Here is a 12,989-nt window from a genome sequence, read left to right as displayed (position 1 = left end):
TGTTCAGTTGTGATTATAAATAAAAAATCCAGTTTCAATTTTGAAACTGGATTTTCTTTTTTATTACGGTTTTAGTCTGAAACTGAATACTAGAATTGCTCTCTTCCTGCAAAATGGAACGCACCTTCAATAGCAGCATTTTCATCACTATCAGAACCGTGAACTGCATTTTCTCCAATAGAAGTTGCGTATGCTTTACGGATAGTTCCTTCGGCAGCTTCAGCAGGGTTTGTAGCTCCAATTAAAGTTCTAAAATCCTCAACTGCATTTTCTTTTTCTAAAATGGCCGCAACAATAGGTCCTCTTGACATAAACTCAACTAGTTCACCGTAAAATGGTCTTGCTGCATGAACTGCGTAAAATGCTTGTGCATCAGCAACAGTTAATTGTGTTAATTTTAAAGAAACAATTTTGAAACCTCCGTTTGTAATCATTGCCAAAATGTTTCCGATGTGTCCGTTTGCAACAGCATCAGGCTTAATCATTGTAAAAGTTCTATTAGTCGCCATTTATTTGTGTATTTTATATTTTACGCAAAATTAGTTATTTTTTATTGACTTATTTTGACAAATAAACAAAAAATTGGACTTTGCTTGTTATTAATGTGATTTTTTGGTGAATTGGGTTTGGTGAAATGATTTCGAAATCTTTTTTAAAGAACGATAATTTCAAAATTAGTACTCAAAGGCTCTAGCTTTTGGATTAAAATTGGAATTAAATTCTCTCCACTTTCTAAATAAAATTCCGAAAAATTAGCTTGACGTTCTTGCAAACTTTTGTTTGGGAATAATTCATTTTGCAAGTCTATAATTCGTTCTAAAATGTCGCTTAATTTTCTTTTTTGGGCTTTTAACAACCTTTTTTCTAAATTTCCTAGCCCTTTTATTTGTTTCTTTTCCTGTGCTTTTACAGCACCTGCAAAAGATTGATCCGTTTGATTTGTTATTTCATAAAGAGATTCAAACTGTTTTTGTAGCTGTAGTTTCAGATTGATTAAGTCAATTGGAAATTCAGATAAGTCTTTGGTTTTAAGGTTAATTAATTCTTCTTGTTTTGAAAACAAATCTTTCCAATTTAGATTTAATTTATCTGTTTTTTTAACTTGTTTTTCGGTTGCTAAAAGTACAGAATTACGAACCAAAAGCATTGGAAAAGTTATTTTGACAGCATCAAAGAACGATTTCAACTCTAACCAATAAGCAATTTCTCCACCACCACCAATGTAGCATAAATTAGGTAAAATGACTTCCTGATATAAGGGTCGCATGATTACATTGGGGCTGAATTTTTCGGGATTGTTTTCTAATAAGGAAATGATTTCACTTTCCGAAAATTCTATTTTAGTGTTGTTCACTTTGTATTTTCCATTCTCTAGGATAATTCGTTCCCTCAAATCATTTTCAATGTAAAAAAGATTTATTTCACGTGGATTTACCTGAACGGTATAGTTTTTTAATTTTTCGGCAGTTTTTAAAACTAGTTTGTGTGAAGACTGATTCAGTAATTCTTCTTTTACAAAAGGGATGAAGTTTCTTTTTAATTCAGAATTATCACCATCAATAATAACTAAGCCGTATGCTCCAAAAAGTTTATTGGCTAAATATCGTGTGGCATCTGCTAAATTAGGATGATTCAGGTAGGCATCTTCAAATAGTTTTTTAATCGTGTTTGCATGTGTGCTTGAACCAATTTCTAGTGAAAATATCTCAAAGAAATCAGCTAAGCCTTCTGTTGATAATCGCCCTACTGGACCTGAACTTTTGGTGTTCCATCTGAACTTTTTACCTTTAAAATTGAAATAATTTATTTCTTCAAAATCATGGTCTTCTGTAGCCATCCAATATATTGGAACAAAATTAAATTCAGGGTATTTTTCTTTTAATTCAGTTGTCAGATTAATAGTTGAAATAATTTTATATAAGAAATATAATGGGCCACTAAATAAATTTAATTGATGTCCGGTAGTAACTGTAAAAGTATTATGGAGTACCAAAGCTTCAATATTCTGTTTTGTTGTTACAGAAATTTCTTCATTTGCATACTGTTTTTTTAAAACCGATACTAAAGTTGCTCTTGTTGTATCATCAAAATTGGCTTGCTTTTCTATGATTTGTTCTTGAAAGTTTTCAAGTTGTGGAAACCGGTTGTATAGAGGCTGTAGATTAGGTTTTTGATCTAAATAATCATTCATTAATGAAGAAAAATACCCGGAATTTTGATAGCTTATACAGTCGGTTGGCATAGATTATTTTTGTTTGGAGTAAAATTACCAAAAATTATTGGAACTAAATATTTGTTGGTTTCGAAAAATAGTAGCATTTTAGTTTCCGTTTTAAAACTAAATCGTATTTATGAAAGCAAAATTACAAACAGAAAATTCGTTAAAGCATGTTCTTTTTGGAAGTTTAATAGGAACTACAATAGAATTTTTTGATTTTTATATCTATGCCAATGCAGCCGTTTTGGTTTTTCCACAGTTGTTTTTCCCGGGTGCTGACAGTACAAACTCTGTTTTAGAATCGTTGGCTACATTTTCAATTGCATTTCTTTCTAGACCAATTGGTTCGGCTGTTTTTGGACATTATGGAGATAAAATAGGACGTAAAGCTACATTAATAGCTGCTTTATTGACTATGGGAATTTCAACTATATGTATTGGTTTTTTACCAAGTTATGCGAGTATAGGTATTGCAGCTCCATTGTTGCTAATGTTGTGTCGATTTGGGCAGGGAGTTGGATTAGGAGGTGAATGGGGAGGAGCTGTTTTGTTAGCTATTGAGAATGCACCACCTAATAAACGTGCTTGGTATGGCATGTTTCCGCAATTAGGTGCTCCAATTGGTTTGTTGCTTTCAGGCGGTACTTTTTTAATTTTAACCGATACAATGAGCAGTGAGGATTTTCTAGATTATGGGTGGAGAATACCGTTTATAGCTAGCTCATTGTTAGTAATAGTTGGATTTTATATTAGGTTGAAAATTTCAGAAACTCCCGCTTTTGAGAATTCAAAATTAGAACAAGAGCAAGTAAAAATCCCTTTCGTTGCATTATTGCAATCGTATAAAAAAGAATTAATTTTTGGAACATTTGCAGCTATCACTACTTTTTTAGTGTTTTATTTGATGACTGTTTTTTCTTTGAGTTGGGCAACATCTGATTTAGGTTATTCCAAAAGAGATTTTTTATTGATTCAGTTGTTTTCAGTCTTATTTTTTGCGCTTTTTATCCCTGTCTCTGCTGTCATTGCTGACCGAATTGGGCGTCGTAAAATGTTGATTTATGCATCGAGTGTTATTGCACTTTTTGGTTTTACCTTTTCTTTTTTCTTGAACTCGGGAAGTACGGTTATGGTAACGTTGTTTTTATGTATGGGAATGTCTTTGATGGGCTTTACCTATGGACCAATAGGAACTTTTCTTTCTGAATTGTTCCCCACTACGGTACGTTATTCAGGTGCTTCATTAACCTTTAATCTAGCGGGAATTATAGGTGCCGCTTTTGCTCCAATGATTGCAATTTGGTTAGCAACTCATTATAGTTTGACTTATGTTGGTTTTTATCTTTCTATAGCGGCTTTTATTTCTTTGGTCTCCTTATTAGCAATTAGTAAAAAAGAGCATAAGTTTTAAGGTTTTACAATAGTATTCACCGATATTTGTGCTCTAAAAAATTTCTTTTGAAAACCAAATTATTCCTAATTACGCCGCCTTTTACCCAACTGAATACTCCGTATCCGGCAACGGCTTATATCAAGGGATTTTTGAATACTAAAGACATCGAATCCGTACAAGCCGATTTGGGCATTGAAGTGATTTTGAAATTGTTTTCGAAAGAAGGACTTGAAAATTTGTTTAAAAATGCAAGTTTAAAAATTAACATTGAAGAAATCTCGGATAATTCTAAAAGAATTTTTGCTTTACAGGACGAATATCTTAAAACCATCAATCCCGTAATTGCTTTTTTACAAGGGAAAAATCCAACATTGGCACTTCAAATATGTCAAGAAGATTTCTTGCCAGAAGCTTCTCGATTTGCACAATTGGAAGAATTAGATTGGGCTTTTGGGACTATGGGAACCCAAGATAAAGCAAAACATTTAGCCACTTTATACCTCGAAGATATTTCGGATTTTATTGTGGAATGCGTCGATGATAATTTTGGATTCAGTCGTTACGCAGAACGATTGGGGCGAAGTGCCAATTCTTTTGATGAATTATACGAAGCTTTACAACAAGAGCCAACTTATATTGATACGGTTTTACTTTCGATTCTTAAAGAACGAATAGAAAGTATTCAACCTACATTATTTTTAATTTCAGTTCCATTTCCTGGAAATTTATATTCGGCTTTTCGTTCCGCTCAATGGGTAAAAAAGCATCATCCGAACATTAAAATTTCGATGGGTGGTGGTTTTCCAAATACCGAATTACGTTCTCTTTCCGATGCTCGGGTTTTTGAGTTCTTTGATTATATCACTTTGGATGATGGCGAAGCACCAATTGAAGAATTAATAAATGCTGTCACTTCGAGCGCAGTCGAGAAGCTATATAAACGAACCTTTCTTTTGGAAGATGGGAAAGTAGTTTATAAAAATAATTCTCTCAAACACGATTACAAACAATCGCAAGTTGGTACACCGGATTATTCAGATTTGCTTTTGGATAAATACATTTCGGTTATCGAAATTGTGAATCCAATGCACCGCATGTGGAGTGATGGACGTTGGAATAAACTGACCATGGCACACGGTTGTTATTGGGGTAAATGTACATTTTGTGACATCTCTTTAGATTATATTAAAGTTTATGAGCCAATTGCGGCCAGTTTATTGTGTGATCGAATGGAGGAAATGATTGCGCAAACAGGAGAGAATGGGTTTCATTTTGTAGATGAAGCAGCTCCTCCAGCCTTGATGTGCGCTCTAGCTCTCGAAATTCTTCGCAGGAAATTAGCGGTTACTTGGTGGACAAACATTCGATTCGAAAAAAGTTTTACTAAGGATTTATGTTTGCTTCTAAAAGCATCTGGATGTATTGCAGTTTCTGGCGGATTAGAAGTAGCTTCGGATAGATTATTGAAATTGATAGATAAAGGAGTTACGGTTGAGCAAGTTGCTAAAGTTACCCGAAACTTTACCGAAGCGGGAATTATGGTTCATGCTTATTTGATGTATGGATATCCAACACAAACCGTTCAAGAAACGGTGGATAGCCTCGAAATGGTACGTCAATTATTCGAAGCAGGTATTTTACAATCTGGGTTTTGGCATCAATTTGCTATGACAGCTCACAGCCCTGTTGGGATGTATCCAGAAAAATTTGGAGTTTTAAAAGAAACGGAAGCCATTGGTACTTTTGCAAATAATGATATTAATTTTATCGATTCGACTGGAGTTAATCATGAAAAATTCAGTTTTGGATTAAAAAAATCCTTGTTCAATTTCATGCACGGAATCTGTTTTGATTATGAACTTCAGGATTGGTTTGAGTTCAAAATTCCAAAGACTAAAATTGCACCCGATTTTATTTTTGATGCTTTAGAAGAAGAGAATAATTTTAGTACAAAACCTACCGCCAAAGTTGTTTGGTTAGGCGGTAAGCCACTTGTAGAATATTTCACAAAATCCAAAAAAGGAAATTCTTGGGAAATGATGACTTTGACTTTTCATGACAAAAAAGAAAGTTTTACGATTCAAACTAGTAAAAGCGAAGGTGAATGGCTTTTGAAAATTCTTCAGAAAGTATCCGTTTCTAATGCTGAAATTCTAAGCTTTCAAGAAATTAAATTGGATTTTGAATCTCATTTAGTGGACTTTGAATTATTTTGGTACTCAAAGCCAATTAATACCTTAAGCCAATTTGGTTTACTTGTATTGTGAAAAATATTTTCAAATAACTATATCAATTTAGCATAAATCTTCGGTTTTTGTTCTACGAAAACGTTTTCTTTGGTTATTTTTACTGCCATAAAATAGATACAAATGAGTATTGGCTATAAAGTAAACGTAAACGACACTTTTCATTTTGACTTAGAAAAGAAAAGTATTTCGCAATTAGATGCAGTGAGTGTGGAGAAAAATAAATTCCATATTCTGCACGAAAACACTCCTTATAAAGCTGAAATTATCAGCAATAACTTCCACCAAAAAAGCTATACTGTTAAGGTAAATAGCAACACCTATACCGTTGTTATTTCAAATCCATTAGATATTCTTATCAAAGAAATGGGTTTTGAAACCGCAGGAAGTAAACAAGTAAATGCTATAAAAGCACCTATGCCAGGCTTAATTCTTGAAATTAGTGTAGTAGTAGGGCAATCTGTAAAAGAGAATGATAACTTAATCATTTTGGGAGCTATGAAAATGGAGAATAGTTTTCTTTCTCCACGTGATGGAGTTATAAAATCGATATCAGTTAGTATGGGAGATGCAGTAGATAAAGGACAGTTGTTAATTGAATTCGAGTAGAGATAAAAGATACAAAATAAAAGAACCAAGAATTTATATTTCTTTGCGCTTGCAGCGAAGCGGTCTTTATTCTTTTAGTTTTATTAAATATGAAAAAAATATTAGTTGCAAATAGAGGTGAAATTGCCATTAGAGTAATGAAAACTGCTCAAAAAATGGGGATTAAAACAGTAGCGGTATATTCTACTGCCGATAGAAATGCTCCTCATGTAAAATTTGCTGATGAAGCGGTTTGTATTGGCGAAGCACCTTCTAGTCAATCGTATTTATTGGGTAGCAAAATTATTGAAGTTGCTAAATCCTTAAACGTCGATGCGATTCATCCGGGTTATGGTTTTTTGAGTGAAAACGCTGATTTTGCAGAAGAAGCCGAAAAAAACAACATCATATTTATAGGCCCTAAGTCTAAGGCTATAAGAATTATGGGAAGTAAACTTGCAGCTAAAGATGCAGTTAAAAAATACAATATCCCCATGGTTCCAGGTTATGATGAGGCCATTACTGATGTTGAAAAAGCAAAAGTAGTTGCGACTCAAATAGGTTTCCCTATTCTGATTAAAGCCTCAGCTGGTGGTGGCGGAAAAGGAATGCGTGTAGTAGAAACAGAAGTTGATTTTGTTGCACAAATGGATCGCGCTATAAGTGAAGCAATTTCGGCTTTTGGCGATGGATCTGTTTTTATCGAAAAATATGTAGGATCTCCAAGGCATATCGAAATTCAAGTTATGGCTGATAGTCATGGTAATGTTTTGTATTTATTTGAAAGAGAATGTAGTATTCAGCGTCGTCATCAAAAAGTAATTGAAGAAGCACCTTCCTCTGTTTTAACACCTGAATTGAGAAAAAAAATGGGAGAAGCTGCTGTTTTAGTGGCAAAATCCTGTGATTATTTAGGAGCCGGAACAGTAGAGTTTTTATTGGATGAAAACAATAATTTTTACTTTCTTGAAATGAATACCCGTTTGCAAGTAGAGCATCCTGTTACAGAATTAATTTCGGGAACGGATTTAGTTGAAATGCAAATTAAAGTGGCAAGAGGAGAAGTTTTAGCAATAAAACAAGAAGACATACAAATCAAAGGACATGCAATGGAATTACGTGTTTATGCGGAAGATCCATTGAATGATTTTTTGCCAAGTGTGGGACATTTAGACGTGTATCAATTGCCCGAAGGGAAAGGTGTTCGCGTTGATAACGGTTTTGAGCAAGGCATGGATATTCCAATTTATTATGATCCAATGTTGGCAAAACTAATTACTTACGCTGAAACTCGTGAAGAAGCCATTCAAATTATGTTAAAAGCTATCGAAGGCTATCAGGTAGAAGGAGTTCATACTACTTTGCCTTTTGGGAAATTTGTTTTTGAACACGAAGCATTTCGATCTGGAAAATTTGATACCCATTTCGTTAAGAAATATTATAATGCTGAGATGTTGAAAAACCAAAACGCAAAAGAAGCTGAAATCGCTGCTCTAGTAGCGTTAAAACAATATTTTGAAGACCAAAAAATCGTACGCTTACCAATTCAATAAAGTATGGAATCTAAAATAAAAATATTAAACGATAAAATTGCTCAAGCTCATTTGAGCGGAGGTAAGAAGCGTATTGAAAAACAACACGCAAATAAAAAACTTACTGCAAGAGAGCGTATCAATTACTTGATGGATGAAGGCTCTTTTGAAGAAATTGGAATGTTAGTAACGCATCGGACCTCTGATTTTGGAATGGAAAAGGAACTGTATTATGGAGATGGAGTTATTACTGGCTATGGAACAATAAACGGAAGATTAGTTTATGTTTTTGCCCAGGATTTTACTGTTTTTGGAGGTTCTTTATCTGAAACACATGCTGAAAAAATTTGCAAAATCATGGATATGGCGGTCAAAATGGGAGCGCCTATGATTGGACTTAATGATTCAGGAGGAGCCCGTATACAAGAAGGAGTTCGTTCTCTAGGGGGTTATGCAGACATCTTTTTCAGAAATGTCCAAGCATCAGGAGTTATTCCTCAAATCTCTGCCATTATGGGGCCATGCGCAGGAGGAGCTGTTTATTCACCGGCTATGACTGATTTCACGATGATGGTAGAAGATACCAGTTATATGTTTGTAACAGGTCCAAATGTTGTGAAAACTGTAACAAATGAAACGGTAACTTCCGAAGAATTAGGCGGGGCAAGCACACATTCAACTAAATCGGGAGTAGCACATTGTACTTCTGCAAATGATGTAGTTTGTTTAGAAGACCTTAAAAAGTTATTGAGTTATTTGCCACAAAATAATAAAGAAACACCGCATAATTTACCGTATGAGTTAGGGGATGAGCTTCGGGAACAATTAGATACAATAATTCCAGATAATCCAAATAAACCTTATGATATGCATGGTGTTATCGGAGGTATAATTGACGAAGATTCCTTTTTTGAAATTCATAAAAATTATGCCGAAAATATTCTAGTAGGTTTTGCCAGATTAGGAGGGCGAAGTATCGGAATTGTGGCTAACCAACCGATGTTTCTGGCGGGTGTATTAGATGTAAATAGTTCTATAAAAGCCGCACGATTCACTCGTTTTTGTGATTGTTTTAATATTCCTTTATTGGTTTTAGTTGATGTGCCAGGTTTCTTGCCAGGAACAGATCAAGAGTGGAATGGAATTATTGTTCATGGAGCTAAATTATTATACGCATTAAGTGAAGCTACGGTGCCAAGAGTTACCGTTATTACACGGAAAGCCTATGGTGGAGCCTATGATGTAATGAATTCAAAACACATTGGTGCTGATATGAATTTTGCTTGGCCAACGGCAGAAATTGCGGTTATGGGTGCAAAAGGAGCTTCTGAAATTATCTTTAAAAAAGAGATTAGTGAAGCTGATGATCACGAAGCCAAACTTTTAGAAAAAGAAGCGGAATATGCGGATTTATTTGCTAATCCATATACTGCTGCACAACGTGGTTTTGTGGATGAGGTTATTTTGCCTAAAGATACTCGCAGAAAATTAATAAAAGCATTTAGTATGCTTGAAAATAAGGAAAGTGTAGTGCCTAATAGAAAACACGGAAACATTCCTTTGTAATAGTATAATTGAAATAGAAACCACCTTTATGAGGTGGTTTTTTATTGGATGAACCATGTAGCGAATAGTAGATTTAAAAACTGGTTGGTATTTTAAATTCTACTATGTGATTTTAGTATCTTTCAGAATAATTTTTTAGAATCATGAAATACAACAGATGTGGAAAAAGTGGTTTGTTATTGCCTCAAATAGCATTGGGTTTATGGCATAATTTCGGCTCAGTAGATAATTTTGAAAATGCAGAAAGTATAGCCAAAACAGCCTTTGATAAGGGAATCACACATTTTGATTTGGCTAATAATTACGGCCCAATTCCAGGTTCTGCGGAAAGTAATTTTGGTAAAATTCTAAAAAATAATTTTCAAGGAAATTTGCGTGATGAAATTGTAATAACTACTAAAGCCGGCTATACAATGTGGGACGGCCCTTACGGGGATTGGGGTTCTCGAAAATACTTGTTGTCTAGTTTAGACCAAAGTTTAAAGCGAATGAGTCTTGAATATGTGGATATTTTTTATTCCCATCGTCCAGATCCAGAAACTCCGATGGAAGAAACAATGATGGCACTTGATTATGCTGTACGAAGTGGAAAAGCTTTGTATGCTGGAATTTCGAACTACAACGCAGAACAAACTAAGGAGGCCACTGAAATTCTGAAACGATTAGGAACACCTTGTTTGATTCATCAAGTGAAATATTCCATGTTTGTTCGTCAGCCTGAAGCAGGATTATTAGATGTTCTCGAAGAAAAAGGAGTAGGCTGTATTGCTTTTTCACCCTTGGCACAAGGGCTTCTGACCGATAAATACTTGAAAGGAATTCCTCAAAATTCAAGAGCTTCAAACCCCAATGGGCATTTGAAAACGAATGAAGTTTCAGAGGAAAGAATTCATAAAATTAGTCAGCTTAATGCTATTGCGCAACAAAGAAATCAGTCTTTGGCTCAAATGGCTTTGTCTTGGTTGTTAAAAGACAATAGAATTACTTCGGTTTTGATTGGAGCGAGTTCCGTTGGTCAATTAAACAATAATATTGATAGTTTAAAGAATTTAGATTTCTCGAAAGAGGAATTAATAGCAATTGAAAAAGTGTTAGAATAAAATGATAATTTTATTGACTAACTATCTTTCTTATTTTATACAATTGTATCTTATAAATTATTGATTCATTTGTTATAATTATAAATTTTCAACTAGGGTGTATAGTTTTTTGGGGGTAAAGAGTATTATTTTTGTTAAAATGGTTAACTTGCGCTAAGTTATATACTTATAAAATAAATTCAATTGGTTTTTTTATATTTCATTATTGCTTCATGAAGAGAGTCACCAGTTTAAATACTTACTTTAAAATACTTTTGTTGATTATTTCAACTAATTTGTTGTTTTTTTTACTTTATCTTTCTCTTTATTTTTATACTATTCAAGAAGAAAAGCAATTTTATAAAACTACTTTCAATCAGTACAATAAAGAGGTACAGTCGTTATTTGAACTTAATTCACAAGCGCATACTGCAAGAATTGTTGACGTTTCCTTTTGGGATGAGTTAGTAGATTTTACTAAAACAAAAGATAAAAATTGGTATGATAAATTCAGTTTTAGTCAAATTGATTCTTATGAGGTTGATTATATTGGAATTTATGATTTAAAAGGAGAATTAATAGGAGAGTCAACAACTTCTAATATTAAAACATCTGATTTCATACCTAGAAAACTACTACCAGGACTTTATAAATCGAAGCTTACAAAATTTTATTTGAAAGTTCCAGATGGAATTGTTGAGGTTTTTGGTGCAACAATTCACCCTTCAAATGACCCTCTAAAAAATAAGTTCAAGCCATCTGGTTATTTTTTTATGGCCAGACTTCTAAACAAAAAGTTTTTTGAAAATTTAGGCGCTATAAGTAGTTCTTCTGTAGGCTTTGTTGATGAGCAACATTTGGCTAAAACTACGGACAACTTTGTTGATGTGACTTTAGATTTAAAGGATTGGGAAAATAAAAGTGTTAGTAAAATACTTTTTCAAAGATCTTTTAATTTGAATTATAGAAATTCAAAAGACATTCTTTTTATTATTGTTTTTGCCTCAATAATTAACATTCTCATTTATTTGTATTATACTAAAAAATGGGTTTACAATCCTTTGAATTTAATTAAAGATATTTTAGAAACAGGGAATACCCATGCAATACATAAATTAAGAAAAGCTCGAGGTGAGTTTACCAATATTGCAAATCTCTTTGAAGAGAATGACAACCAACAAAAACAGTTAGAATTGTCTAAGCGAAAAGCAGAAGAGAATGACAAATTAAAATCTTCTTTTTTAGCTAATTTATCACATGAAATCAGAACACCAATGAATGCCATTATTGGATTTAGTGATTTGCTTCATGATGCTGATATTGAAGAAAAAGAAAGACTAGAATATTTAAAAATTATAAAAAATAGTGGTGTCAATTTAGTTTCAATTATTGAAGATCTTATCGAGATGTCTAAAATTGATGCAAGACAAATTCTGCCAAATTATAAGGCAGTTGACATTGAAGCTTGTATTCATGATTTGTATGATTCTATAAAGGTTACAATCCCTAAAGACAAACAAATACAGTTTTATGTTGAAGAAAATCCTGAAAATATTTCAGGAAATATTTTGACGGATGAGGTAAAATTGAAACAGATTTTGATTAATTTAATTACAAATGCTATAAAATTTACTGAAAAAGGGAGTGTTTCTTTTGGTTATACAGTAAATAAAATGCGGGGAGTTTTAGAATTTAAAGTAACTGATTCAGGTTTAGGAATTAATGAGAATAACTTAAAAATAATTTTTGACAGATTCCGTAGACTCGAAGATGATTATTCAGTTGAATCAAGCGGACTAGGGCTTGGTTTATCTATTACAAAGGCTTATGTTGAAATGTTAGGAGGTAGAATAACAGTAAATTCAGCTATAGGAGTTGGTTCAACTTTTGTGTTCGAAATTCCTTTGCAATACGATTTAAGTGAGAAGAAAACTCCGTTAATTAGTACGATAGATGTTGTTCCTAGTAATTCTGGTAACCAAACCATATTAGTTGCAGAAGATGATAATATTAATTTTTTGTTGTTGAAAAAGATTTTGGAATTAAAAAAATATGTTGTTTTAAGGGCTATAAATGGTCAAGAAGCCGTAGATATTTGCAAGGCTAATTCTGGTGTTGATTTAGTTTTTATGGATATTAAAATGCCAGTATTAAATGGCTATGAAGCGCTTAAAAAAATTAAAGAATTCTTGCCAAATCTTCCTATAATTGCGCAAACAGCACACTCTTCATTAGAGGATAAAGAAGAAATGTTACAGGCAGGTTTTACAGATTATATTACAAAACCATTGGACAAAGAAAAAATCTTTAAATTATTAGAAAAAATCTTTACCTAAAATAGTTTAAATACTATCATAAAAAAAAGAG

General features: G+C 33.1%; 9 protein-coding genes. 7 read left to right on the top strand and 2 right to left on the bottom strand.

Going from position 1 to position 12,989, the window contains the following annotated elements:
• Nucleotides 1–89: 89 nt before the first annotated feature.
• Together C8C88_RS01440 and bshC are read right to left on the bottom strand one after the other, a co-directional pair.
• The gene (locus C8C88_RS01440) at nucleotides 90–509 is read right to left on the bottom strand and encodes a nucleoside-diphosphate kinase (protein WP_073370275.1); all 420 of its coding nucleotides are present in this window, start codon (nucleotides 507–509) and stop codon (nucleotides 90–92) included.
• A 143-nt stretch (nucleotides 510–652) separates the two neighbouring features.
• Nucleotides 653–2,242, bottom strand: a complete 1,590-nt coding sequence (gene bshC, locus C8C88_RS01435; protein ID WP_121336434.1) for a bacillithiol biosynthesis cysteine-adding enzyme BshC — start codon at nucleotides 2,240–2,242, stop codon at nucleotides 653–655.
• A 109-nt stretch (nucleotides 2,243–2,351) separates the two neighbouring features.
• Here bshC and C8C88_RS01430 point away from each other — a divergent pair, with 109 nt between their 5' ends.
• The 7 genes from C8C88_RS01430 (at nucleotide 2,352) to C8C88_RS01400 (ending at nucleotide 12,958) form a co-directional block, all read left to right on the top strand.
• Complete coding sequence (locus C8C88_RS01430; protein WP_121336433.1) at nucleotides 2,352–3,629, top strand: MFS transporter; 1,278 nt, start codon at nucleotides 2,352–2,354, stop codon at nucleotides 3,627–3,629.
• Between the two features lie 47 nt (nucleotides 3,630–3,676).
• Nucleotides 3,677–5,878: a radical SAM protein gene (locus C8C88_RS01425; RefSeq protein WP_121336432.1), complete on the top strand. Its 2,202-nt coding sequence runs from the start codon at nucleotides 3,677–3,679 to the stop codon at nucleotides 5,876–5,878.
• 102 nt (nucleotides 5,879–5,980) lie between these two features.
• The gene (locus tag C8C88_RS01420; RefSeq protein ID WP_121336431.1) at nucleotides 5,981–6,466 is read left to right on the top strand and encodes an acetyl-CoA carboxylase biotin carboxyl carrier protein subunit; all 486 of its coding nucleotides are present in this window, start codon (nucleotides 5,981–5,983) and stop codon (nucleotides 6,464–6,466) included.
• An 89-nt stretch (nucleotides 6,467–6,555) separates the two neighbouring features.
• Entirely contained in the window at nucleotides 6,556–7,998 is a 1,443-nt protein-coding gene (gene accC, locus C8C88_RS01415) for an acetyl-CoA carboxylase biotin carboxylase subunit (RefSeq protein ID WP_121336430.1), read from the top strand.
• Nucleotides 7,999–8,001: 3 nt separating this feature from the next.
• Nucleotides 8,002–9,543: an acyl-CoA carboxylase subunit beta gene (locus C8C88_RS01410; RefSeq protein WP_121336429.1), complete on the top strand. Its 1,542-nt coding sequence runs from the start codon at nucleotides 8,002–8,004 to the stop codon at nucleotides 9,541–9,543.
• 143 nt (nucleotides 9,544–9,686) lie between these two features.
• Nucleotides 9,687–10,643, top strand: a complete 957-nt coding sequence (locus C8C88_RS01405) for an aldo/keto reductase (RefSeq protein ID WP_121336428.1) — start codon at nucleotides 9,687–9,689, stop codon at nucleotides 10,641–10,643.
• Nucleotides 10,644–10,855: 212 nt separating this feature from the next.
• Nucleotides 10,856–12,958 carry a response regulator gene (locus C8C88_RS01400; RefSeq protein WP_121336427.1) on the top strand — a complete coding sequence of 701 codons (2,103 nt, stop codon included), beginning with the start codon at nucleotides 10,856–10,858 and terminating at the stop codon, nucleotides 12,956–12,958.
• Nucleotides 12,959–12,989 lie beyond the last annotated feature (31 nt).

It is taken from the genome of Flavobacterium sp. 123, assembly GCF_003634825.1.
Lineage (GTDB): Bacteria > Bacteroidota > Bacteroidia > Flavobacteriales > Flavobacteriaceae > Flavobacterium.
Note: the sequence above shows the minus strand (reverse complement) of the source record. Positions and strands in the feature narration are given on the sequence as shown.

Excerpts from the sequence above, each read along its gene's own strand:
- C8C88_RS01440 (WP_073370275.1), bottom strand. The coding sequence starts at position 509 with ATGGCGACTAATAGAACTTTTACAATGATTAAGCCTGATGCTGTTGCA.
- bshC (WP_121336434.1), bottom strand. The coding sequence starts at position 2,242 with ATGCCAACCGACTGTATAAGCTATCAAAATTCCGGGTATTTTTCTTCA.
- C8C88_RS01430 (WP_121336433.1), top strand. The coding sequence starts at position 2,352 with ATGAAAGCAAAATTACAAACAGAAAATTCGTTAAAGCATGTTCTTTTT.
- C8C88_RS01420 (WP_121336431.1), top strand. The coding sequence starts at position 5,981 with ATGAGTATTGGCTATAAAGTAAACGTAAACGACACTTTTCATTTTGAC.
- accC (WP_121336430.1), top strand. The coding sequence starts at position 6,556 with ATGAAAAAAATATTAGTTGCAAATAGAGGTGAAATTGCCATTAGAGTA.
- C8C88_RS01410 (WP_121336429.1), top strand. The coding sequence starts at position 8,002 with ATGGAATCTAAAATAAAAATATTAAACGATAAAATTGCTCAAGCTCAT.
- C8C88_RS01405 (WP_121336428.1), top strand. The coding sequence starts at position 9,687 with ATGAAATACAACAGATGTGGAAAAAGTGGTTTGTTATTGCCTCAAATA.
- C8C88_RS01400 (WP_121336427.1), top strand. The coding sequence starts at position 10,856 with ATGAAGAGAGTCACCAGTTTAAATACTTACTTTAAAATACTTTTGTTG.